The 24199-nt window shown below is 32.3% G+C and carries 23 protein-coding genes; 6 read left to right on the forward strand and 17 right to left on the reverse strand.

Features of this window, described 5'->3' with window-relative positions; translation table 11 throughout:
• Window positions 1-157 precede the first annotated feature (157 nt).
• The gene (pruA, locus tag ACVC5O_RS12035) at window positions 158-1786 is read left to right on the forward strand and encodes an L-glutamate gamma-semialdehyde dehydrogenase (RefSeq protein WP_452221730.1); all 1629 of its coding nucleotides are present in this window, start codon (window positions 158-160) and stop codon (window positions 1784-1786) included.
• A 145-nt stretch (window positions 1787-1931) separates the two neighbouring features.
• On the forward strand, window positions 1932-4310 hold the full coding sequence (locus ACVC5O_RS12040) for a T9SS type A sorting domain-containing protein (protein ID WP_452221731.1): 2379 nt from the start codon (window positions 1932-1934) through the stop codon (window positions 4308-4310).
• On the opposite strand, the gene gldC is transcribed toward ACVC5O_RS12040, so the two are convergent.
• Both gldC and gldB read right to left on the reverse strand, forming a co-directional pair.
• Window positions 4311-4643 carry a gliding motility protein GldC gene (gene gldC, locus ACVC5O_RS12045; RefSeq protein ID WP_452221732.1) on the reverse strand — a complete coding sequence of 111 codons (333 nt, stop codon included), beginning with the start codon at window positions 4641-4643 and terminating at the stop codon, window positions 4311-4313. It abuts the gene before it with no gap.
• Window positions 4643-5605, reverse strand: a complete 963-nt coding sequence (gene gldB / locus ACVC5O_RS12050; protein ID WP_452221733.1) for a gliding motility lipoprotein GldB — start codon at window positions 5603-5605, stop codon at window positions 4643-4645. The genes gldC and gldB overlap by 1 nt, the downstream gene beginning before the upstream one ends.
• A 92-nt stretch (window positions 5606-5697) precedes the next feature.
• On the opposite strand from gldB, the gene nadE reads away from it, so the two are divergent.
• Both nadE and ACVC5O_RS12060 read left to right on the forward strand, forming a co-directional pair.
• Window positions 5698-6486, forward strand: a complete 789-nt coding sequence (nadE, locus tag ACVC5O_RS12055) for an NAD(+) synthase (RefSeq protein ID WP_452221734.1) — start codon at window positions 5698-5700, stop codon at window positions 6484-6486.
• Window positions 6487-6590: 104 nt separating this feature from the next.
• Window positions 6591-7232: a response regulator gene (locus ACVC5O_RS12060; protein WP_452221735.1), complete on the forward strand. Its 642-nt coding sequence runs from the start codon at window positions 6591-6593 to the stop codon at window positions 7230-7232.
• Here the strand turns inward: ACVC5O_RS12060 and dnaG are convergent.
• Together dnaG and ACVC5O_RS12070 are read right to left on the reverse strand one after the other, a co-directional pair.
• Window positions 7215-9170, reverse strand: coding sequence for a DNA primase (gene dnaG, locus ACVC5O_RS12065; protein ID WP_452221736.1), 1956 nt, complete (start codon window positions 9168-9170; stop codon window positions 7215-7217). The two genes, ACVC5O_RS12060 and dnaG, sit on opposite strands and share 18 nt — an antisense overlap.
• 163 nt (window positions 9171-9333) lie before the next feature.
• On the reverse strand, window positions 9334-10311 hold the full coding sequence (locus ACVC5O_RS12070; protein ID WP_452221737.1) for a polyprenyl synthetase family protein: 978 nt from the start codon (window positions 10309-10311) through the stop codon (window positions 9334-9336).
• A gap of 127 nt (window positions 10312-10438) precedes the next feature.
• Between ACVC5O_RS12070 and ACVC5O_RS12075 the strand changes: the two genes are divergently transcribed.
• Window positions 10439-11686: a T9SS type A sorting domain-containing protein gene (locus ACVC5O_RS12075; RefSeq protein ID WP_452221738.1), complete on the forward strand. Its 1248-nt coding sequence runs from the start codon at window positions 10439-10441 to the stop codon at window positions 11684-11686.
• A gap of 71 nt (window positions 11687-11757) precedes the next feature.
• Here ACVC5O_RS12075 and rlmN read toward each other — a convergent pair whose 3' ends face one another.
• From rlmN to ACVC5O_RS12135, 12 genes are all read right to left on the reverse strand, one after another.
• The gene (gene rlmN / locus ACVC5O_RS12080) at window positions 11758-12798 is read right to left on the reverse strand and encodes a 23S rRNA (adenine(2503)-C(2))-methyltransferase RlmN (RefSeq protein WP_452221739.1); all 1041 of its coding nucleotides are present in this window, start codon (window positions 12796-12798) and stop codon (window positions 11758-11760) included.
• A 224-nt stretch (window positions 12799-13022) separates the two neighbouring features.
• On the reverse strand, window positions 13023-14072 hold the full coding sequence (queA, locus tag ACVC5O_RS12085; protein ID WP_452221740.1) for a tRNA preQ1(34) S-adenosylmethionine ribosyltransferase-isomerase QueA: 1050 nt from the start codon (window positions 14070-14072) through the stop codon (window positions 13023-13025).
• Window positions 14073-14152: 80 nt separating this feature from the next.
• Window positions 14153-15394: a 3-phosphoshikimate 1-carboxyvinyltransferase gene (locus ACVC5O_RS12090; RefSeq protein ID WP_452221741.1), complete on the reverse strand. Its 1242-nt coding sequence runs from the start codon at window positions 15392-15394 to the stop codon at window positions 14153-14155.
• Complete coding sequence (locus tag ACVC5O_RS12095) at window positions 15387-15593, reverse strand: hypothetical protein (protein ID WP_452221742.1); 207 nt, start codon at window positions 15591-15593, stop codon at window positions 15387-15389. The genes ACVC5O_RS12090 and ACVC5O_RS12095 overlap by 8 nt, the downstream gene beginning before the upstream one ends.
• 3 nt (window positions 15594-15596) lie before the next feature.
• Entirely contained in the window at window positions 15597-15920 is a 324-nt protein-coding gene (locus ACVC5O_RS12100) for a nucleotide pyrophosphohydrolase (protein ID WP_452221743.1), read from the reverse strand.
• 66 nt (window positions 15921-15986) lie between these two features.
• On the reverse strand, window positions 15987-16439 hold the full coding sequence (gene dtd / locus ACVC5O_RS12105) for a D-aminoacyl-tRNA deacylase (RefSeq protein ID WP_452221744.1): 453 nt from the start codon (window positions 16437-16439) through the stop codon (window positions 15987-15989).
• 12 nt (window positions 16440-16451) lie between these two features.
• Window positions 16452-17405, reverse strand: a complete 954-nt coding sequence (gene rsgA, locus ACVC5O_RS12110) for a ribosome small subunit-dependent GTPase A (RefSeq protein WP_452221745.1) — start codon at window positions 17403-17405, stop codon at window positions 16452-16454.
• Window positions 17406-17494: 89 nt separating this feature from the next.
• Window positions 17495-18022 (reverse strand): hypothetical protein, encoded by a 528-nt coding sequence (locus ACVC5O_RS12115; protein WP_452221746.1) that lies wholly within the window; start codon window positions 18020-18022, stop codon window positions 17495-17497.
• A gap of 88 nt (window positions 18023-18110) precedes the next feature.
• A complete protein-coding gene (locus ACVC5O_RS12120; protein WP_452221747.1) occupies window positions 18111-19193 on the reverse strand; it encodes a chorismate mutase in 1083 nt (360 codons plus the stop codon).
• Between the two features lie 57 nt (window positions 19194-19250).
• Window positions 19251-20102: a prephenate dehydrogenase gene (locus ACVC5O_RS12125; protein WP_452221867.1), complete on the reverse strand. Its 852-nt coding sequence runs from the start codon at window positions 20100-20102 to the stop codon at window positions 19251-19253.
• Window positions 20103-20144: 42 nt separating this feature from the next.
• Window positions 20145-21287 carry a pyridoxal phosphate-dependent aminotransferase gene (locus ACVC5O_RS12130; protein WP_452221748.1) on the reverse strand — a complete coding sequence of 381 codons (1143 nt, stop codon included), beginning with the start codon at window positions 21285-21287 and terminating at the stop codon, window positions 20145-20147.
• Window positions 21284-22111, reverse strand: coding sequence for a prephenate dehydratase (locus tag ACVC5O_RS12135; protein ID WP_452221749.1), 828 nt, complete (start codon window positions 22109-22111; stop codon window positions 21284-21286). Before ACVC5O_RS12135 ends, ACVC5O_RS12130 begins: the two co-directional genes overlap by 4 nt.
• Before the next feature lie 333 nt (window positions 22112-22444).
• On the opposite strand from ACVC5O_RS12135, the gene gldA reads away from it, so the two are divergent.
• On the forward strand, window positions 22445-23338 hold the full coding sequence (gene gldA / locus ACVC5O_RS12140; RefSeq protein ID WP_452221750.1) for a gliding motility-associated ABC transporter ATP-binding subunit GldA: 894 nt from the start codon (window positions 22445-22447) through the stop codon (window positions 23336-23338).
• Between the two features lie 116 nt (window positions 23339-23454).
• Here the strand turns inward: gldA and ACVC5O_RS12145 are convergent, their stop codons facing one another.
• Window positions 23455-24198: a head GIN domain-containing protein gene (locus ACVC5O_RS12145; RefSeq protein WP_452221751.1), complete on the reverse strand. Its 744-nt coding sequence runs from the start codon at window positions 24196-24198 to the stop codon at window positions 23455-23457.
• Between the last annotated feature and the right edge of the window lies 1 nt (window position 24199).

Here is a 24199-nt window from a genome sequence, read left to right on the forward strand (position 1 = left end):
AAGGATTGGCAACTTACAAAAAATAAGTAAATTATAAGAATTGTTTAAGAATTGACTGTCTAAAATGTAGGTAAATATTTTGTACCTTTGCACTCAAATTTTGACAACTAAAAACTAATACATTTCCACTTTCGTGGAAACACAAAAACATTTAATGATGGGAAAAGGATTTTTTAATGTACCAATAGCAGTAAACGAACCTGTAAAAAGTTATGCACCTGGATCTCCAGAGCGCGAAGCAGTTTTAAAAGCTTATAAAAAAATGTATAATGAGACTATAGATGTCCCAATGTATATTAATGGTAAAGATGTTACCACTGGAAACACCAGAACAATGTCTCCTCCTCACGATCATAAACATGTTGTAGGCGCTTACCATTTAGCAGATAAATCTAATGTGGAAGAGGCTATCGCAACAGCTTTAGAGGCTAGAAAAAACTGGGCCGAAACACCTTGGGAGCACAGAGCAGGTATATTTTTAAAAGCTGCTGAGCTAATTGCTGGTCCATATAGAGCAAAAATAAATGCTGCGACTATGATTGCACAGTCTAAAACTATACACCAAGCAGAAATTGATGCAGCTTGCGAGCTCATTGATTTTTTACGTTTTAACGTACAGTTTATGACAGATATTTACCATGAACAACCAGAAAGTACTAGTGATGCATGGAATAGAGTAGAATATAGACCATTAGAAGGATTTACTTATGCTGTAACACCATTTAACTTTACTGCGATTGCTGGTAACTTACCTGCATGTATGGCTATGATGGGAAATGTTGTTGTTTGGAAGCCTAGTAACAACCAAATATATTCTGCAAAAGTAATTATGGATGTATTTGAAGAAGCTGGTGTACCAGCTGGTGTTATTAATGTTGTTTTTGGAAATCCTGGAATGATAACAGATACTGTAATGGCTAATCCTCATTTTTCTGGATTACATTATACAGGTTCTACTCCTGTGTTTCAAAACTTATGGAAACAGATTGGAAACAATATAGAAAACTATAAAACTTACCCAAGAATTGTAGGTGAAACTGGTGGAAAAGATTTTATTGTTGCTCATAAAACAGCAAACCCAAAACAAGTTGCTACTGCAATTTCTAGAGGTGCTTTTGAGTTTCAAGGTCAAAAATGTAGTGCTGCATCTAGAGTGTATGTGGCTTCTAATATTTGGAATGAGGTTAAAAAACATTTAATTGAAGATGTGAAGTCTTTTAAAATGGGTTCTCCAGAAGACATGAGTAATTTTGTAACTGCTGTAATTAACGAAGGCTCTTTCGATAAATTAGCCTCTTACATTGATCAAGCAAAAAAAGATAGTGATGCTGAAGTTATTGTAGGTGGAAATTACGATAAATCTAAAGGATACTTTATTGAGCCAACCGTAATTGTAACCACTAGTCCTAAATACGAAACAATGTGTACTGAGTTATTTGGTCCTGTTGTTACTATTTATGTATATGATGAAGATAAATTTTCTGAAACACTAAAATTAGTTGACGAAACTAGTGATTACGCCTTAACAGGAGCAATAATATCTAAAGACAGATACGCTATAATCGAAGCGACTAAAGCATTACAAAATAGTGCAGGAAACTTTTATATTAACGACAAACCAACAGGAGCTGTTGTTGGCCAACAACCTTTTGGAGGTGCAAGAGCATCTGGAACAAACGATAAAGCTGGTAGTGCTTTAAACCTCTTACGTTGGGTTTCTCCAAGAATGATTAAAGAAACATTTGTAACTCCTGTAGATTACAGATATCCTTTTTTAGGAGAATAACAACCATTAAATAAAAACTTAAGGCTAACTGAAAGTAATTTTTAGTTAGCCTTTTTTTATGTTTTTAACTCGCAGATTTTAACACAATATCTCTTTTCGTAAAAAATTACTACCTTAAACTCCTTAATTAAGGTTTATGTTATCTATGAAAAAACTTCTACTCTTATTAGTCTTACAGGTTGCACTTTTTGCAAATTCTCAAAACAAAAAACATATTTTATCAAAGTTTGATACTTCTGGTATGGAAACCTCTATACTACTTCAAAAGTCTCCTTTAGTGGACCTTAATGCTTATAATGAATCTGCAATTAATAATTATAGGTTTTACCAAGCTTACAAATCGATTTCGCAAAGTGACTTAGCGCAACGCTTACTGCCTTTACAGACTTTAAAAAATTTAGAAAAAGAAAACTATTTATCATCCACTATTCCTTTAGCTATTTTAATTAGTGATTATGAAACTATTAAACCTGAAGCGTTTCAGAATAACACTATCACTCAAGATCATGAAGGTTATCTTTTAAGAACCAATTCAAATGCTTCAGTTTTCAATTTAAATTCTATCGCAATTGCTTCAGCTATAAAAAACAAACACAAAGGATTAAACGCAAACTATACATTATCTACTGAAAATATTTACAATACCACAGGTAAAACCATTCAGAATATAAGTGTAGATTTTAACGATGGATTAGGTTTTAAAACCATAGCATTAAATGAAAATATTGCAATACAGTACAATTTACCTGGAAAAAAAACTTTACAATTTAAAATAGAATTAGATTCTGGCGAACTCTTATTACGCAAATCGACTATAACCATTAAATATTCGAATAGTGACTTACATACTTTATATAACAGAACGATTAACACCATAACCGCTACTACTATTACTGATTTATCGATGTATGGCGAAGCAGTTTCGCATCCAGGAACTGGAGAATACGAGATATTTTTAAGCGACGATAATATACTAGACAAACCTATTTTTTTAGTCGATGGGTTTGATCCAAACGACGGCAGAGATATTACAGGCATTTACGAGTTGCTAAATTTCGAAGACAATGGCACAACGTCTAACCTTGGAGATTTAGTAAGAACAGAAGGTTTTGATGTAATCATTTTAAATTTCCCAGAATACACAAGAGCAGCAGACAATACGTTTGTAGATGGTGGAGTTGATTTTATAGAGCGTAATGCGATGCTACTTGTAGATTTAATTACGCTAATTAATACACAAAAAATTGGTTCTGAACCCAATGTGGTTATTGGACCAAGTATGGGAGGATTAATCTCTCGTTTTGCATTAAATTATATGGAAAGTGAATCGTTAAGTCACGATACACGATTATGGATTTCGTTCGATTCTCCACATCATGGTGCTAATGTTCCTATTGGTTTTCAGCATCAATTTAATTACTTGGCTTATGGTTTAAATGATTTCTTTTTTATAGGTAATCAAAATGTAGAAGAATTACAACCTGTTATTAATGGTATGCTAAAATCTAATGCAGGTCGCCAAATGCTTACCGATCAATTAGAAGCACATTTTGTGAGCAATAACTCTCAAGAAGTTGAGTTTGATTCCAACTTAACACTACCACAAGCGCATCCTTTTAAAAATATATTTTTTTATAAACTTAATACATTAACAGCTTCTGGTTTCCCCGAAGATACCAGAAATGTAGCTATAATAAATGGTAGCGGAATTAATGCTCGTTACCCAGATGTTAATGGTATAAATTTAACGCCAGGTCGCCAAATATTAAATACCACATTTAATGTGGCTACAGGTACAGATGCTACATTAAGAGTTAATTTTACTCCAAGTGCAACTCTCACAGCAGAAGCAAGTTATGTTTACATTGATTTTGCTTGGTATGTTCCAGCATTTGATGTCTCAAGTAGTGCAAACTCAAGAGCGTATAATTATAGTAATGGTATAGATGCTGCTTCTGGTGGATTGTTTGATCTAGAAGCTTTAACCGAAGATTTTGATACCACTGGCTTAGTTGGCGATTTTTTAAACAACTTACAAACCAACTATTTTAATTTTATTCCTAGTGTAAGTGGTATGGCTTTAGATATTACAAACAATCAAATTAACTGGTTTCACACACCAAATAATGTAACCACCAATTCACTAACTACTACAAATACTACACCTTTCGAGAATTGGTATATGCCAGATGATAACGAGCCTCATGTCACTCTAACCCAAGGCAATGTTGCTTTTGCTTTAGCCGAAATTATACCAGAAACATTACATGTAGATGCGTTTTTAGATGAAATTATCTCAATAGAAAAAAATCCAATAAGCGATAATATTACGCTGTTAAGCTCCAATACTTTTGAAGCTGTAAAGATTAATATTATTGATATTACAGGAAAATCTGTGTTTAACAACACTCAAACTTTGCAAAATAGAACACTACTCCCATTAGATTTAGCTTCTGGATTATATATTTTAGGTATTGAAACCAAAAATGGACTGAGTTTAAAAACGAAATTTCTAGTAGAGTAATTACTTTTTAAGTTCTAATTTTTCGGCAAAATAATCGCAAAAATCCTTCATTGTTGCAGTCATTTTTTCGTCTTGCGTAGCTCTATGAAACGTATTAGACATTGCGACAAGAGTTTGGTGAAAAAAGACCTTCATTTCATCTACAGGCATATCTTTTGTCCATAAATCTATACGCAAACTTTCTTGCGCATTGCTATCCCAAACCGAAAGCATTATTGCTTTAGCTTCAGCATTTGTAATGCCACCATCTTCTGCAGTCCAGTTTAATTTTTCTGGAACTCTGTTCTCATCTAGTTCTACATTTAACTGTATTTTAGATTTTATATTTGCCATTATTTACGTGGTTTAAATTTTGATTTATTAAATATATCTTCTGCGCTTTTATTCAGCATGTCTTTAAAAGACACGTCGTTATGCTTCATATAACTCCTAACTATTTGCCAACCAATATATTGACCTATTTTACCAGGAGATTCTGTATCTACATCTTCTAAATAAAATTTAGAAAATGGAGCATTTATAATAAAACGGCTTGGTAATTTAGCATCTGTATCAAAAAGCAGCTCTCTATCTACAAAATAACGCCAAATATAACTTTCGTTAGCTTTTGCCCATTCTAATTGCTCTGAGGTATAGCCTATTTTTTCGGCATCTGTTTTAAAAGGAAGCATAACGTCTTTAAAATACAGCTTTTTTCCTGTTGTAATCATCTCATCTAACAAGGTTTTACTTTGCGTTTTAAAACTGTATTTATTTGCGTAAGCCTCTGCCAAATCAACAACAATCTGCTCCTTTTTCATATCTGCCTTAATATACGCTTGTAGCGTTTCGTAAAACTTATGATCTGTCCCTAAATACGTGTCTAAAGCAATAAATATAATAGAATCTGTTACAATCACTTTATTTCTATAATCTACAGAAGAGGTAGTTGTAACCACACGAGGTGTTTTAAATTCTGGGTAATAATATTTTAAATGCTGAAATAGTTTAGTGATTTCGGTTTTAGTACTTTTAAAATCCTGAAAAGCCTTTTTTGTTTCCGCAGAGAGTTCTTGTTGTAAGGTATCGTTAATTCGTTCTAACCAAAAAGAGTCTGGATATTTAACAGGAAACATAAACGGATAGGCTTCTTTTAAACGCTTTAAACCAGTAGCTTCTGTTTCTGCAAAAGCAATATCAAAACGCTCAACATCAAAATCTATAGGGATTTTGCTTATTTCAGATTCGTTATTTGTGTTATTTTCGCAAGAAAACACTACAACTAGGAGACTAAAAAGAAGAATACATTTTTTCATTTAAACTTAATACAGTTAATTTTTATTACAACACTGTTTGGTTTATTTTTGCTTTGCAAAGGTAGTATTCTTTGTTTAAAATTCATCACATTATGCAAACAGAAAAGGTAGTAAACCACATTGTTAATTGGCTAAAAGATTATGCTACTAACGCAAAAGTTAATGGTTTTGTTGTAGGTATTTCTGGCGGAATAGATTCTGCTGTTACCTCAACCTTATGCGCTAAAACAGGTTTAGATGTGTTTTGTATAGAAATGCCTATTCATCAAGCAGAAAGCCATGTAAGTCGTGGCCAAGAGCATATAAAATGGTTAAAAGCTAATTATAAAAATGTAAACAGTACAGTAACAGACTTAACTCCTGTTTTTGAAGAATTTAAAACCGAAGTCACTTTAGAAGGGAAACAAGCTGTTGTAGATATGGCATTAGCTAACACAAGAGCGAGATTACGAATGACAACTTTGTATTATCATGCAGGTTTACATGGTTTATTAGTTGCAGGAACAGGAAATAAAGTTGAAGATTTTGGTGTTGGTTTTTATACTAAATATGGCGATGGTGGAGTCGATTTAAGTCCGATTGCAGATTTAATGAAATCTGAAGTATATGCTATTGGAGACTTTTTAAATGTACCAAATTCTATAATGAAAGCTGCGCCAAGCGATGGCCTTTTTGGTGACGCAAGAAGTGACGAAGACCAAATTGGTGCTTCATACCCAGAATTAGAATGGGCTATGAAAATGAAGGATTTAGGTAAAAAATCTAGCGATTTTGACGGTCGAAAAAAAGAAGTTTTTGAGATTTTTGAGCGCTATAATCGAAACAATAAACACAAAATGATCCCTATTCCTATTTGTGAAATCCCTAAAGAAATTAAATAAATTGTAAATATATTGCAATAAATAACTATATTTGCAACGCTATTATCAACATTCTTATTACTTTCCTCAGGTAATATCATGACATTTCTAATCAAAAAAAGATTATGATTACACTCTTATTGGTTGACAACCATCCCATTGTCAGAAAGGGTTTAGAATTTGTATTTTCAAATTCCAAGACCATTCAAATCAAAGCAAGTGTAGATAACGGAGAAGATATTTTTAACTATTTAAAAAATTATTCTGTTGACGTTATTCTAACTGAAGTTGATTTGCCGAAACTTAATGGTTTAACCGCATTAAGGCGTTTAAAACGTGAATTCCCAAAAATAAAAGTTATTTTCTTTAGTTCTCAACCCGAAGAAGTTTATGCTATAACCGCAATTAAGCTTGGTGCAGATGGTTATTTAAGCAAAAACTCTAGTGTTATAACCTTAAAAGAAGCGATTGAACAAGTAACTCAAGGAAACACCTATTTAAGCCCTGTAATAACTCAAAACATTAAAAAAAGCGGAACAGGGAAAAAATCTGATGGTTTTTACAAAAAACTTTCTGTTAGAGAAATTGAAGTTCTTAAACTATTATCTTCTGGTAAAAAGAATAAGGAAATTGCAATTGAACTCGATATTAATGAAAAAACAGTTAGTACTTATAAAGCGCGTTTAATGAAAAAACTTAATGTTTCTAATCTGGTAGATTTGGTAGAAAAAGCCAAAACAGCTAGTGGATTACAACACGCGACTTAATTTTCTAGACAATAACATTTTTAAACTAGAGTAATCTTTAACTTCTTGTAAAATAGAACTGTTAACTTCTGTTCTATTGGCTAATGTTTCTTCTTGAAAACCTAAAACTTTTTGGTCTATTAAAAAGCAACGTAAACTAAGAATAGTTTCGTTTACTAATTGCGGAATTGTAGTTTCTTTACTTTTAGGAAAAATATTTTTGCTTTCCCAATTGTCTAAAGTGTAACGCTCATCGTCCATTATTATAGAAGTAATTTCATTGGCAACTTCAATATCTACAGTGTTTACAAATTGTTCTATTGCAAAGTCTGGATTTTGATTTAAAGTATCTATAATTATGTAGTATAAGTTTTTAAACTGTGTGTTGGTAAACTCCATCTCGTCTTCTTGCAAATCCAAGTATATTTTTTCAAATACTTTAGCTTTGTGAACTACAGGCTCTAAGGTTAATTCTCCTTGCTCGTTTTCTTTTAAAACTAAATCTTCAAAATCTTCGGTTTTGTTTCCGTAGAGTAATAAAATTTCAATAATTTTTCGTTCTAAAACATATTGAATATCAACTTTTTTAACAGGTTGTTGATGTTTAATTACCTGAAATGGCTCTTGTCTATTGTCTTTTTTAGAGGCTTCTTTTGCTTCTTTTTTACTTATTTGAGCTAAGGAACTAAACAAAACAGCTTCGCTTATATCCATAATTCTAGCACATTCTTGGATATAAATTTCTTGTTTAATTCTATCTGGTATTTTAGAGATACTTTCTATAATATCTCTAACGGTTTCAGCCTTTTTTATAGGATCGTTTTTAGACTCTTCGTATAATACAGAAGCTTTAAACTGTATAAAATCTTGAGCTTTTTCATTTAAATACAAACTAAGCTCTTGTAATGTGTTTTGTTTTGCAAAACTATCTGGATCTTCACCTTCAGGAAAGGTACAAATTTTTACATTCATACCTTGTTCCAATATTAAATCGATACCTCTTAAAGAGGCTCGCAGTCCTGCAGCATCACCATCAAAAAGCACAGTAATATTTTTTGTTAGCCTGTTAATTAACCGTATTTGATCGCTAGTTAATGCTGTCCCAGAGGAGGACACTACGTTTTTTACTCCTGTTTGATGAAATTGTATAACATCTGTATAGCCCTCAACTAAATAACAGTTATCTTCTTTTGCTATGCTTTGTTTCGCATGATATATACCATAAAGCACCTTACTTTTATGGTATAAATCACTCTCTGGTGAGTTAAGGTATTTGGCTGCTTTTTTATCGTTGGTTAAAATACGACCTCCAAAGCCTAAAACCCGTCCACTCATACTTTGGATTGGGAATAAAACTCGACCTTTAAAACGGTCAAACCGTTTATCGTCTTTGACTATGGTAAGTCCTGTTTCGGCTAAAAACTCTAGTTTATAGCCTTTTTTTAAGGCTTCGTCTGTAAAGGCTTGCCACTCGTCTAAGGCGTAACCTAAATTAAATTTCTTAATCGTTTCTAAAGTAAAACCACGCTCTTTAAAATAGCTTAGCCCAATGGCCTTGCCTTGGTCTGTTTTGTGGAGTATATTCTGAAAATATTGGCTTGCATATTCACTAACCAAATACAAACTTTCGCGTTTACTAGCTTCTAATTTTTGCTCGTTAGATTGCTCTGTTTCTTCAATTTCAATATTGTATTTTTTTGCTAAATATTTTATGGCTTCAGGATAGGTAAAATGTTCGTGCTCCATTAAAAACGCAACAGCATTACCTCCTTTTCCTGTGCTAAAATCCTTCCAGATTTGCTTAACAGGAGATACCATAAAACTTGGTGTACGCTCTTCGCTAAAAGGACTTAAACCTTTAAAACTACTGCCCGACTTTTTTAATTGTACAAAATCGCCAATCACCTCTTCTACTCGAGAGGTTTCAAACACTTGGTCTATTGTAGATTTTGAAATCAAAGTTTTATTTTTTTTGAAGTCTATAAAAGTAAGATAATCTGTAAAGGAATAAAAATAAAAAAGCCTCTCATTTAGTTTATTACAAAACGATTTTGAGACAAAGAAAACAACAGTACTTTAGAGCTGTTTATTGAAGGTTATTATTGAAATTATATGGCATTTTTTATTTATTTCTATCTATAACATAATTAACCATAAGCTCTAAAGCATCTCTATATTCAGATTTTGGGAAAGTAAATAAGATCTCAAATGCTTCTTTTTGAAATGCTTTCATTTTGTTTACAGCATATTCCAAACCTCCATTTTGTTTTACAAAGGCAATCACCTCATTAACTCGTTTTTTATCTTTATTATGATTTTTTATAGAGTTGATTAGCCATTTCTTATCTTTTTTAGACACAGTGTTAAGTACGTAAATTAAAGGCAATGTCATTTTTTGTTCTTTTATATCAATACCTGTTGGTTTGCCTATGCTTTGTGTACCATAATCAAACAAATCATCTTTAATTTGAAATGCCATGCCAATAAGCTCTCCAAAATGCCTCATAGTTTCTACAGTTTCGGTGTTTGGCTTTACAGACGCTGCACCAAGACTACAACAAGCTGCAATTAAAGTCGCTGTTTTTTGTCTTATAATTTCGTAATAAATAGTTTCTGTAATATCTAGTTTTCGAGCTTTTTCAATTTGAAGTAATTCGCCTTCACTCATTTCTCTAACTGCAACCGAAATAATTTTCAGCAAATCAAAATCATTGTTATCTATAGAGAGAAGTAAGCCTTTAGAGAGCAAAAAATCGCCAATGAGTACTGCAATTTTGTTTTTCCATAATGCATTTATTGAGAAAAACCCACGACGCCTGTTACTATCGTCCACAACATCGTCGTGTACCAATGTTGCTGTATGAATTAACTCGATTACAGATGCGCCTCGATAGGTACGCTCAGCAACCTCTCCATTATTAACCATCTTAGCTACTAAAAACACGAACATTGGTCGCATTTGCTTCCCTTTACGATTTACTATATAATGTGTAATCCTGTTGAGCAATGCAACTTTAGAAGACATAGATAATAGAAACTTTTTCTCAAAAAGTTCCATCTCATAGTCTATAGGCTGTTTTATTTTTTCGGTTATTTTCAAAATGGTGTATTGCTACAAAAATATGGAATAATATAGCGTTAGAAAACATAAATAATACCTAAAACTTCTTTAGGACAGCAAATTTTTATTAAATTTAAGTCTATTAATCTATTTAAAACCCTTAATTATGAAAAAAATTACTTTACTAATTACTTGCCTTGCATTTTGTATTGGCACTTATGCGCAGCAAACCTGTGCTACTGCACAAGCTGTCACTGCAGGAACAACTACTGTAGCAATGGTAGATGGCACAGAAGTACCCTTACCAGAATGTGCAGCAAACGAAGCTGAAGTAGAAACAGCTGCAGAGTGGTTCTCTTTTACAGCTACAGTAGATGGTATTGCTAATATTACTACTGATTTAGCAGTTAATGCTGGAGGAGATACACGATTACATGTTTACACAGGAACTTGTGGTGCATTAACCTGTCTTGCAGGTAATGATGATGTTGATCCCTCTGCTGGAGTACAAAATTATTTATCGGAGGTTACATTTGCTGTTGAAACTGGTGTGACTTACATTTTTGCTTTCGATGATACTTGGAGTGATGCTGGATTTGATTTTACTTTAACAGAAACTCCTGTAGATTGTAGCACAACTAGCCCTTACACTTATGACTTTGCCGATATTAACCCTTTAATTGCTTGTTATACAATTGAGGATGCTAATGCAGACGCAACAACTTGGGGCTACAATAATGGTAATGATTTTGATGGCGATTTTACAAATGATGCTGTAGGTCTAATTTTCCCTCAAGCTGCTAACATTGAAAAGGATGACTGGTTATTTTTACCAGTATTTAATGGTGTTACAGGTGGAGAATACACTTTTAATGTGATTTATAATGTTTTTAACAATCCTGCTCCTGCTGCAATGGAATCCTTTGATATTGTTGTTACTGATACTCCATCTGCTGCAGCTGCTTCACAAACTGTATTAGGTACTTATAACAATATAACTCAAAGTGGTGAATTAGCTACTCTTATTCAAAATGCCTATTCTAGTTCTGTAACTTATACTCCAACTACTGATGGAGATTTTTACTTTGCAATACGAGCGACTACTCCTGCTGCAAATAGTGGAATTTTATTATTATTTGAATTAAGTGTGCAAGCTGTATTAAGTGTTGATGAATTTTCTGGAAACTCTATAAAACACTACTATAATTCTAACACTAATTCTTTACACTTAGAATCTACAAGTGTTGCGTTTACTAATATCGAAGTGTATGATATTTTAGGAAAGCAAATTTTAGCGCAAACTTTAAATTCTAATGAAGAATCTGTGAGTTTAGGTGCAATTAATAATGGTGTTTACATTGCAAAGGTGAGTACTGGTAATGGTACAAAAACACTTAAGTTTGTAAAAAACTAATTATAACTTAACTTTAAAAAAAGCGACCAAATGGTCGCTTTTTTTACTTATAATTTTATGAGTACTTTCTGTTATTTTTTGTTTGCTAATTGTCCGCAAGCTGCATCTATATCTTTTCCTCTACTACGTCTTACAGTTACGGTTATATTATTTTTTTCTAATACTGAGACATACATATCTAATGCTTTGGTATTGGCTTGTTGAAATTCGCCATCGTCTATTGGGTTGTATTCTATTAAATTTACCTTACTTGGTGCAAATTTACAAAAGGCTACTAAGGCATCTACATCCTTTTTTTTGTCGTTTATGCCATCCCAAACTACATACTCGTAAGTAATTCTGTTTTTTGTTTTCTCGTACCAATACACCAAAGCCTCTCGCAAATCTGCCAAAGGAAATGTGTCGTTAAATGGCATAATAGAGGTTCTTACCTCATCTATTGCAGAGTGTAATGAGACTGCTAACTTAAACTTTACATTATCGTCTGCCATTTTTTTAATCATTTTAGGCACACCAGAGGTGGAGACTACAATACGTTTTGGTGACATTGCTAAACCTTCTGGCGAAGTTATTTTGTCTATGGCTTTGAGTACGTTATTATAATTCATTAGTGGTTCTCCCATACCCATAAATACAATATTACTTAAGGGTTTATTATGGTATAACTTACTTTGTTTATCGATAGCGACTACTTGATCGTAAATTTCGTCTGGATTAAGGTTGCGCATTCGTTTTAATCTAGATGTTGCACAAAATCTACAGTCTAAACTACAACCTACTTGACTAGACACACAAGCTGTTGTTCTGGTTTTTGTTGGGATTAACACAGATTCTACAATTAAACCATCGTGTAGTTTTATTGCGTTTTTTATAGTGCCATCGTTGCTACGTTGCATAGCATCTACCTCTATATGGTTTATAACGTAATTGGCCTCTAGCATTGTGCGTGTTTGCTTAGAGAGGTTTGTCATATCCTCAAAAGTATGTGCACCTTTGCTCCACAACCATTCGTAAACTTGGTTACCTCTAAAGGCTTTGTCGCCTTCTGCTTCAAAAAACGCTCTAAGTTGCTCTTTGGTTAATGCTCTTATGTCTTTTTTCTTTGTTTCCATTGTTTTTGCAAAAGTATGAAAAAGTGGTTAGGAAATAGGTTTTAACTGTTAGAGAATAGTTTGCTGGTAAGTGCATTAGTGATTGAACGGCTTGTTTGAAATCCTTTTTTGCAGAAAAAGATTGAGTAGTGAAAGCACGACGCAACGTAGCTTAAGCGTAGTTGGGTAATGCCATAAAAAAAAGCCTCTAAAAAAGAGGCTTAGATAACTATTTTAAATGGGAATTAGATAATTAACATCGCATCTCCATAACTGTAAAATTTGTATTTTTCTTTTACTGCTTCTTCGTAGGCTCTTTTAATAAAATCGTGTCCTGCAAAGGCAGAAGCCATCATTAATAACGTTGATTTTGGTGTATGAAAATTAGTAATCATTGCGTTTGCAATACTAAAATCATAAGGAGGAAAAATAAATTTATTTGTCCAACCATCTATTGTATTTAATGTTCCACTAGATGATACAGCGCTTTCTACTGCACGCATTGCAGTGGTTCCTACAGCACAAATTCGCTTTTTATTTTTTAGTGCAAGGTTAATTCTATTGGCTGTATTTTCTTCTATTCTAACCTCTTCACTATCCATTTTGTGTTTAGACAAATCTTCTACTTCTACTGGATTAAAGGTACCTAGTCCAACATGTAGAGTAACTTCTGCAAAATCTACTCCTTTTATTTCTAATCGTTTTAAAAGGTGTTTAGAGAAGTGCATTCCTGCTGTTGGAGCTGCTACTGCACCTTCGTGCTTAGCAAAAATGGTTTGGTAACGTTCTTCGTCTTCTGGCTGTACATCTCTTTTTATATATTTTGGTAATGGTGTTTCGCCAAGTTCTTTTAGTTTGGTTCTAAACTCTTTGTAAGATCCATCGTATAAAAAGCGTAATGTTCTTCCTCTAGATGTTGTATTGTCTATAACTTCTGCCACTAAACTCTCGTCTTCACCAAAGTATAGCTTGTTTCCTATTCTTATTTTACGAGCAGGATCTACGAGTACGTCCCAAAGGCGTTGCTCTTCGTTTAATTCTCTAAGTAAAAACACTTCGATACGTGCTCCTGTTTTTTCTTTGTTTCCGAATAAACGTGCAGGAAATACTTTTGTATTGTTAAGTATCATCACATCGTCCTCATCAAAGTACTCGATTAAGTCTTTAAATTGTTTGTGTTCTATAGTTTGCTCTTTTCGGTTTAAAACCATTAGCCTAGACTCGTCTCTGTTTTCTGATGGAAATTCGGCTAGAAGCTCTTCTGGTAACTCAAATTGGAAGTGTGATAATTTCATATAAAAAATTCTATTTTAGTGTGTGCAAAGTTGCAAATATACAATCTGAAAGTAGGCGTTGTCAAGTAAATAGGCAATTATTATTGTTTATTTATTTTAAAGCCAATGGATATAAGGTCTTCCCAAAATGTTGGGTAGGATTTAGAAACGACTTTTGAATCGTTTATAACTAATGGCACACGTAATGCTAAAGGTGCAAATGCCATTGCCATTCTGTGATCGTTATAGGTATTTATAGCTATATTTTGTTTCATTGTTTTTGAAGCCAAAAGGTGTAAACTGTTATTAGTAATTGTTATTGTACCTCCTAATTTCTGGATTTCGGTTTGTAAGGCCTCTAAACGGTCTGTTTCTTTTATTTTTAAAGTATGTAAACCTGTTAAGTCACAGGCTAGTCCTAATCCAAATGCTGTTACTACAATGGTTTGAGCAATATCTGGTGCGTTTTTTAGATTTAATTGAATCGCTCCATCCTGAAATGTTGTGGTTGTTTTTTTAATTGAAATTGTATGGTTTTTAAACTGTGTTTCGACTCCAAATTGTTTATAAATTTCTGCTAAAACCGAATCGCCTTGGAGGCTTTCTATTTTATAAGAAGATAATGTGATTTGCGATCCAATTGGAGATAACGCTACAATACTGTAATAATAGGAAGCTGATGACCAATCGGATTCTACTACGAGGGTTTTTGTTTTTAAGCCTTTAGTTTCTAATGGTTTTACTGTAATGCAGTTATCTTTAAATGAGGTTTCCGCTCCAATACTTTGTAATAAAGCCAAAGTCATATTTATGTATGGAACAGATGTGATGTCTCCTTGTAAAGTTAATTCTATGCCATTTTTTAATTGTGGAGCTATAAGTAATAATGCCGAAATGTATTGGCTACTCACATTTGCTTTTAAGGCGACTTTATTTTTGGTTAGAGTTTTTCCCTTAATTTTTAATGGCGGAAAGCCTTCATTTTCAATATAACTAATGTCTGCACCTAAATCGCGTAATGCGTTTACTAATATTCCAATAGGTCTTTGTTTCATTCGACTGGAACCAGTTAGCGTAATCTCTTTTTGGTTTTGGGTTGAAAAAAAAGCGGTTAAAAAACGCATTGCTGTTCCTGCATGATGGATATCTATAATCTGATTCTTAGATTGTAATGCCTTTGACATTAGTATTGAATCGTCGGAATTAGAAATATTATTTAACTCAAGCTCTGGATATAACGCTTGGAGTAAAAGCAATCTATTGGACTCACTTTTTGAGCCTGTAATAGTAATAGAAACGTTAGAGCGTTTTATTGAAGTAGTATTAATTTTTATATTACTCATCTTTTCTTTTTCGAGACAAGATTGCGAATAAAATAGCCAAAACTACTCCTGTTACTAAAGCTACTAATAATGAATTATCTTTTGTTCTATAATTAAAAACATGTTTTCCATATTTTGTATAGTTAAATAATACATATAATAAACCTGAGTAGAGTGTTGAATTTATTAATAACTTTTTTAAGTTCGATTTTGTTAACATTACTTATAATTTTGGGTTGCTTTTGTGTCTGTTACGATCGCGTATAGTTTTTAAGTCTAATTTTTTATTAAAAGCCTCTTGAAGATTAATTCCTGTTTGGTTTGCTAAACATAAAACCACAAACACAACATCTGCTAATTCCTCTCCTAAATCTTTATTTTTATCACTTTCTTTTTCGCTTTGTTCTCCATAGCGTCTTGCGATAATTCTTGCGACTTCACCAACTTCTTCCGTTAATTGTGCCATGTTTGTTAGCTCGTTAAAATAGCGTACTCCATGTTCTTTAATCCAATTATCTACTTCTTTTTGAGCGTTTTCTATGTTCATTTTTTTAGTCTTAAAGTTTACAAATTTACCATAAAACTACTTATCCTTCAAGTTAAAGAACTAGTATTACTGTTTGTTTTTAGTATCTATTATTATAGTTACTGGTCCATCGTTAAGTAACTCAACTTTCATATCTGCACCAAACTCTCCTGTTTGTACTTTTTTACCCAAATCAATTTCCATTTGTTTAATAAAACCCTTGTATATTGGAATTGCTTCATCTGGCTTTGCGGCATTAATATAACTTGGTCTATTACCTTTTTTTGTGTTTGCGTGTAATGTAAATTGACTTACAATTATAGCGTCGCCTTTGGATTGCAATAATGATAAATTCATCACTTTGTTTTCATCATTAAAAATACGAAGGTTGGAGATTTTATTTGAGAGCCATTTTACATCATCTTCTGTGTCTTCTGCAACAATACCCAATAAAATTAGTAATCCATTGTTTATAGACGCTACTTTGTGTTCTGTAATTGTTACACTGGCTTTAGAGACTCTTTGGATTACTGCTTTCATAACTACTTTTCTCTACTCTTTATCCCAAATATCTGTTCTATAATGATGGTCGTCTCCTTCTAAAATTTGAAGATAGCTTTTGTATCTAGAAGCTGCAATCTCGTCGTTTTCTAAAGCATTTTTTACTGCACACTTTGGTTCTTCGAGGTGTAAACAGTTATTAAATTTACAGTCTTGTTTTAACTCAAAAAATTCTGGAAAATAATCGCCAATTTCTTCTTTTTCCATATCTACTATTCCAAAACCTTTTATTCCTGGTGTGTCTATAATTTTTGCATTAAAACTAAGATCGAACATTTCGGCAAATGTTGTGGTATGTTGTCCTTGGCTGTGTTGTGTAGAAATTTCTTTTGTTTTTAAATCTAATTGCGGTTCGATAGCATTTACTAATGTAGATTTACCAACACCAGAATGACCAGTAAACATACTCACTTTACCTTCCATTAAGCCTTTAACTTTATTAATATTGTGTCCTGTGATTGCAGAAATCTCTATACACTCATAACCTATTTTACGATATATGTGTGCTAAATATTTTACTTCTAAAATAGTGTCTTCTGTGTAAGTATCTATTTTATTAAATAGTAAAATTGCTTTTATACCGTAAGCTTTTGCTGTAACCAAAAAACGGTCTATAAAACTTGTAAAGGTTGGAGGATTATCTATAGTTACTAGTAAAAAAACAAGATCTATATTAGATGCAATAACATGTGTTTGTTTGGATAGGTTTACCGATTTTCTAACAATATAGTTTTTTCTGTCGTGGATATACTTAATGACACCAACTGGCACTTCGTTATTATCTTCGTCTAGATCAAAATCTACATAATCGCCTACTGCAATAGGATTTGTACTTTTTATACCTTGTAGCCTAAACTTGCCTTTTATACGACACTCGTAGGTTTTACCAGCATTTGTTTTTACTGTGTACCAACTTCCTGTAGATTTATATACTAATCCTGTCATTACTGCAAAGATGAAAAATTTAAAAATGCAATACAACAAAAAAAGACTGCCTTTTAAGACAGTCTTTATTAATACTTATACTATTTTTTTTACTTGTATTTATATCCAATACCTTTTTTGATGTTTTGTGAACCTCCTAAGGCATTAGAACTTGATCCAACAGTGCTTTTATCTGCAGTTAATAAAATAAAAGGACATCCTAATTTTGCAGCAGCAATTTTTAATTTTTTCTCTGCTTTACGATCTCCAGTATTACCAGATTGAAAGTTAATAAGTCCTGTTTTACCTCTAACATTTCCTCCTTTTTTTAAACCAGCAATATATGACTTGTCTTCTAATATAACCACTTTCTCCCAATCTTCTTTAGGATTATTAATCACTATTTTTTCTGAAACTTCTTCCTCACGACCACTAGAGTGAATAATTTTTTCAACGGCATACTTTCCAATTGTATATTCTGCTTCTTCACCTTCATATACAAAAACAACTGTATATTCTTCAACACGCTTTACTGCGCCTTTTACAACTTCTCCGTTGTGTTTAAAAATTTGATCCACTTGTGCACTTGTAACTGAAGTTGTAATAACAGCAATTAATAATAGTAATACTTTTTTCATTTTAGTTAAGAGTTTAGGTTATTAAAATGTCTTCTTTTCAAAAGACGTGCCAAAAATAACCTTTTTATTCTAACTCGCAACTCAAATATTATTGCTTAAGTATTTTCTCTTGATGATTTATAGATTCTTGATGGATTGCCTTAAACAATCTAAGAATAAACTCTTCGCTTAAGCCTTTATCGCTTCCTTCTAATACCATTTTACCCAAAATCTCGTTCCAACGTTTACTTTGTAAAACTGCAACGTTTTTTTGTTTTTTAAGTGCTCCAATACCATCTGCAACCTTCATTCGTTTGCCTAATAAATCAATAATTTGATTATCGACTACATCTATTTGAGCTCTTAAATTATTAAGATTATTATTATATTCTGCTTCAGGATCTGTTTCTTTTCTAATGCGCAAATCTTGCATAATGCGTACTAAAGTTTTTGGCGTTACTTGTTGTGCAGCATCACTCCATGCATTGTCTGGATCTGTATGTGTTTCTATCATTAAACCATCAAAATTAAGATCTAAAGCGGTTTGCGACACATCAAAAACCATATCTCTTTTTCCTGTGATGTGTGAAGGATCGTTAATTAATGGTAAATCTGGAAATTTATTTTGAAACTCAATTGCCAATTGCCATTCCGGAATGTTCCTGTATTTAGATTTTTCGTAAGTAGAAAACCCTCTATGGATGGCTCCTAAATTTTTAACACCTGCAGTATATAACCTCTCTATACCACCTAACCATAAAGCCAAATCTGGATTTACAGGGTTTTTAACTAAAACAATTTTATCGGTTCCTTTTAAAGCATCTGCAATTTCTTGCATAATAAATGGACTTACTGTAGATCGCGCTCCAATCCATAATAAATCGATATCGTGCTCCAAAGATAGCTCTACATGGTTTCTATTAGCGACTTCTGTGCAGGTTTTCATTCCTGTTTCTGCTTTTACTTTTTGCAACCATTTTAAACCTAATGCGCCAACGCCTTCAAAATTTCCTGGTCGTGTTCTTGGTTTCCAAATACCTGCTCTGTAATAATTTACATCTGTATCTTTTAGCTCGTGTGCTATTTTTAATACTTGCTCTTCGGTTTCTGCACTACATGGTCCTGCTATAACTAATGGATGATCTAATTTCATATCGTCCAACCATGTTCTCATTTCTTTTTTATTTTCCATAGTCCTTTTTATATTTCAGACATTTTCCTAAAAGGAAAAATCTATTATTTGTATTAATTATTCTATTCCTTTTAAAATTTCTTTAATGTGGTTGGTATCTTGCATTTCGCTATAAATAGCGTCAAAATCATCCTGTTCCATTAAAGCCTTAAACTGTTTTAAATTAGCAATGTAATCATTTAAGGTTTCTATTACATTCGTTTTATTTTGCTTAAAAATTGGTGTCCACATGGCTGGCGAACTTTTTGCTAATCGCACAGTCGATGCAAATCCACTTCCTGCCATATCAAATATATCGCGTTCGTTTTTTTCTTTTTCAATTACAGTTTTTCCTAACATAAATGCACTTATGTGCGATAAATGCGACATGTATGCAATGTGTTTGTCGTGCGACTCAGGATTCATGTAGCGCATACGCATTCCAATACTCGAAAATAATTTTAATGCGCTTTCTTGTAGTTTAAATGCTGTTTTTTCGACTTCGCAGATAATGTTTGTTTTGTTGTTAAATAAATTATTTGTTGCTGCTTTTGGCCCTGAAAATTCTGTTCCTGCTATTGGATGCATGGCTAAAAAGTTTCTTCTTTTTGGATGATTTTCGACTGCTTTACAAATATCTAATTTTGTTGAACCTACATCTACAACCAAGCCAAAATCTGAAATTTTATCTAATATTTCTGGTAATAATACCACTGCAAAATCTACAGGAATTGCTAAAATTACTAAATCGGCTTTATTGACATCTTCTAAAGTTGCTTTTTCGTCTATAGTATGTAATTCTAATGCTTCAACTAAATGCTGTTCACTAGTATCTATACCATAAACAGTAACATTAGGATGCTTCTGTTTGAGGTCTAAAGCCAAGCTTCCTCCAATTAATCCTACTCCTATTATGTATATATTATTTATTCCCATCTATATATTAAAGATCTTCCCTAAGGGAAGAATTTATTAAACTCTTGCTATTGCTTCTTCTATATCTTCTGTTGAGGCACATAATGAAAACCTCACATAACCTTCGCCTTGTGATCCAAAAACAGTTCCTGGCGCTATAAATATGCTGTGCTCTTTTAATAACATATCTATAAATTCTTCTGCTTTAAAATAAGCTGGTAATTTTGCCCAAACAAATAATCCTGAAGCATCCTTGTTGTAAGTGCAATTTAAAGCTTCGGCTAATTTCCAAATTAGTTTTCTGCGTTGCTCATACACACTATTTAAACTTAAATACCACATTTTAGAACATTTTAAGGCTTCGATTGCACCTTTTTGAATGCCATAAAACATACCAGAATCCATATTACTTTTCACTTTAATTATGGAATTTATATGCTCTTGCGAACCTAATAAAAACCCAACTCTCCAACCAGCCATATTAAAAGTTTTGCTTAACGAATTAAGCTCTAAACACACGTCTTTTGCGCCTTTAATATTAAAAATACTTAGAGGTTTATTGTTAAGTATAAAGCTGTAAGGATTATCGTTAACTAATAAAATATTATGTTTTTGTGCAAAAGTAATTAGGGTTTTAAACAGCGTTTTATTCCCTAAAGTTCCTGTTGGCATGTGTGGATAATTTAACCACATAATTTTAACTTTAGACAGGTCTAATTGTTCTAATTGCTCAATGTTTGGTTCCCAATTGTTGTTTTCGTCTAAATTGTAAAAAACAGGTTCAGCTCCAACTAATTTTGTTACAGACGTGTATGTTGGATAGCCTGGATTGGGAATTAATACCTGATCGCCTTTATTTAAATATGCCATAGAAATGTGCATAATACCTTCCTTACTTCCCATTAATGGTAGCACTTCTTTATCTGCATTTATATAAGTGTGAAATTGTACTTTATAAAATTCAGAAATCGCTTCTCTTAACTCTGGCAAGCCTTGGTAACTTTGGTATTTGTGTGCATTTGGTGCATTTAAACTTTCGGTAATTGCACGAATAACTTGTGTTGGTGGCTGCAAATCAGGACTCCCAATACCTAGATTAATAATAGGGAAACCATTAGCTTTAAGCACATTAACTTCTTTAAGCTTTTTAGAAAAGTAGTACTCCTCTACACTATGCAATCTGTCTGCTACTTCAATCATAATTTTGCATTTTTATATTCGCCTAAAATTTTAAAATCTGTTGCCATTATTGTCATTAAAGACACTGCTTTTTTATAATCTTCATAATTTAAAAAAGTGACATCCACAAAAAAAGCATATTTCCAAGGGGTTTCTATTTTTGGTAGTGATTGTATTTTGGTTAAATTTAATTGGCAATCGCTCATTACGTTTAAAATAGTGGCTAAACTTCCTCTTTTATGATCTAATTCGAACTTAATAGAGGCTTTATTAATAGTGTTATTTTTTTTATCTGAAGCGTTTTTCCTAACAATAACAAAACGTGTTTCGTTATGTTTTATAGTTTGAATACTTTCTTCTAAAATCGATAATTCGAAAATACTTGCTGCCAATTTACTGGCAATTGCTCCAACATTTTTAAGTTGCTTAGTTTGTATTCTCTGCGCAACTTCTGCTGTATCTTTATCTTCAATTAGCTTAATATGAGAATGTTTTTTAAAAAATTCTTTACACTGCAATAATGCCATAGGATGAGAATATACTTCTTGTATTTCTTCAATATTTTGGTTTGGCAATGCCATTAAATTATGCTGAATATCTAAATAATGCTCTCCAACCACGTGCAAATTATGAGTATCTATTAAGGCATAATTTGGGATTATAGATCCAGCTATGGAGTTTTCGATTGCCATAATACAGGCATCGACTTTGTTAGTTAATAATAGCTCTACAGAAGCATCAAAACTAAGGCACTCGCTAACCTGAATATTTTTATCAAAAAAATGTTGAGACACTATATGGTGAAAAGATCCTTTTACTCCTTGTATGGCTACGGTTTTAATCAAATTCTTGTTTTTAGATTCTCTTTGTCAGGAGAATTATTTTCGCTTTTCTTTAAAGGTTGTAAATAAAAAAGTCTCGATACAAATCGAGACTTAAGTTTAAAATATGTGGTATAAAAATTACATATATAACGTCTCGCTCTTTGTGTTAAAAAAGAAATAGTACCAGTTATAATATGTATTTTTTATTGTTTTCATCTTCTGTTTCCGCTTATGCAGAACATTTAATAAGTTGCTAATGTAAATAAATATTTAACAAATAAAAATAGTAAAGTGTTCTTTTTTACGTTTTTATTAAACTTAACTTGTTTATTTTTGGATTAAATTATTTTTTATATGTCTATAAAGGTTGAAAATATTACAAAAATTTACGGCTCGCAAAAAGCTTTAAATACTATTTCTTTTGAAGTTAAAAAACCAGAAATAGTTGGTTTTTTAGGTCCTAATGGAGCTGGAAAATCTACAATGATGAAAATTTTAACCACTTTTATTACACCATCAGAAGGTGAAGCTAAAGTCAATAATTTTTCAATTTCTACTGAAACTAAACAAGTGCAACAAAGTGTTGGATATTTACCGGAACACAATCCGTTATACTTAGACCAATACGTTAGAGAGTATTTAAGCTTTAATGCTCAAGTATATAATGTTACAAAACAGAGAGTAAACGACGTTATAGAACTTACTGGTTTAACTCCAGAAGCACATAAAAAAATAGGTCAACTCTCTAAAGGCTACAGGCAACGTGTGGGATTGGCAAATGCATTATTGCACGATCCTGAAGTGTTAATTTTAGACGAACCCACTACAGGTTTAGACCCTAACCAATTAGTAGATATTAGACATTTAATAAAACGTATTGGTAAGGAAAAAACAGTGTTTTTATCAACGCACATTATGCAAGAAGTTGAAGCGATGTGTGATCGTGTAATAATAATTAATAAAGGAGAAATTGTTGCTAATAAATCTTTAGCCACTTTAAGAGATGGACAGGAACAGATTGTAATTGTTGAATTTGATTATAGAGTAGAAGATGCTTTTTTATTAAAGTTACCAAACGCAAAACACGTTAAAAATACACACGATTTTATCTATGAAATCACCTTTAAAACATCGGAAGACATGCGTTCTCACGTTTTTGATTTCGCACACGATAATGAGTTAAAAATTCTTCAGCTTAACCAAAAAAATGCAAGTTTAGAGAGTTTGTTTAGAGAATTGACAGCTTAGAATTAATTTGAAGCTTTGCTTACTCTAGCTTTAAAAAATTTGAATCGCTTAAATCTCTTAAAACCCTTGAAGCTGTTTAAGATTTATTTGAAGAGTTTTTTCGCCTAACAGAACTATTACTCAAAAATTACACGACCATTAAATTGCTCTTGGATATTTAAAATTTCTGGAGTATTTGTTGCAATAACATTACCTGTACTTACCAAATTTGCAGTAAGCGATAATTGAGGATTTACAATAATATCATTACTACCACGATGATAAATAATCACATTATTAGCAATTAGGTTTCTACCTTCAAAACGTCCATCTCCAGAGGCATGGTTTACGCGTAAATTATCGGTTTCGCCAGCTATAAAGGTATTTGTTATATTATTAATAACTACTTTTAAGCTGGTTGTGTTTACTTGTAAGTTAAAGTTTCCTACGTTGTAAAATTCTCCAGAATCATCTTCGGATTTTAATTCTAAAGTTTCGAAGTCTAAAACGCCAATACTATGTACATCTAACGTACTACTATTTCTTATTTCGGTTAAATTTGGTGTGGTAACGTAAACTTTGGTTACACCATATTCTCTAGTTAAATTACAGGTGTTATTGTCTTTTAAAAGTAAGCGTCCGTTTTCTACACTAACTTCTATATCATCTAGTAAATATTCTCCTGTTTCTACAATTACTTGTTGTGTTGCGCCTTGTGTTATAAATAATTCTACACCCTTAAAGCTTGTGATTTTTGTAAATGCTGCAACATCAATCTCTTTTTCGATTACATCTCCTGTGTTTTGGAAACAGTCTGGTGCGTTTTCGGAGTTACAACCTAAGAGTGTTATTATTGCTAGTATGTATAGTAGTTTTTTCATG

This window comes from Lacinutrix salivirga, from assembly GCF_053604675.1.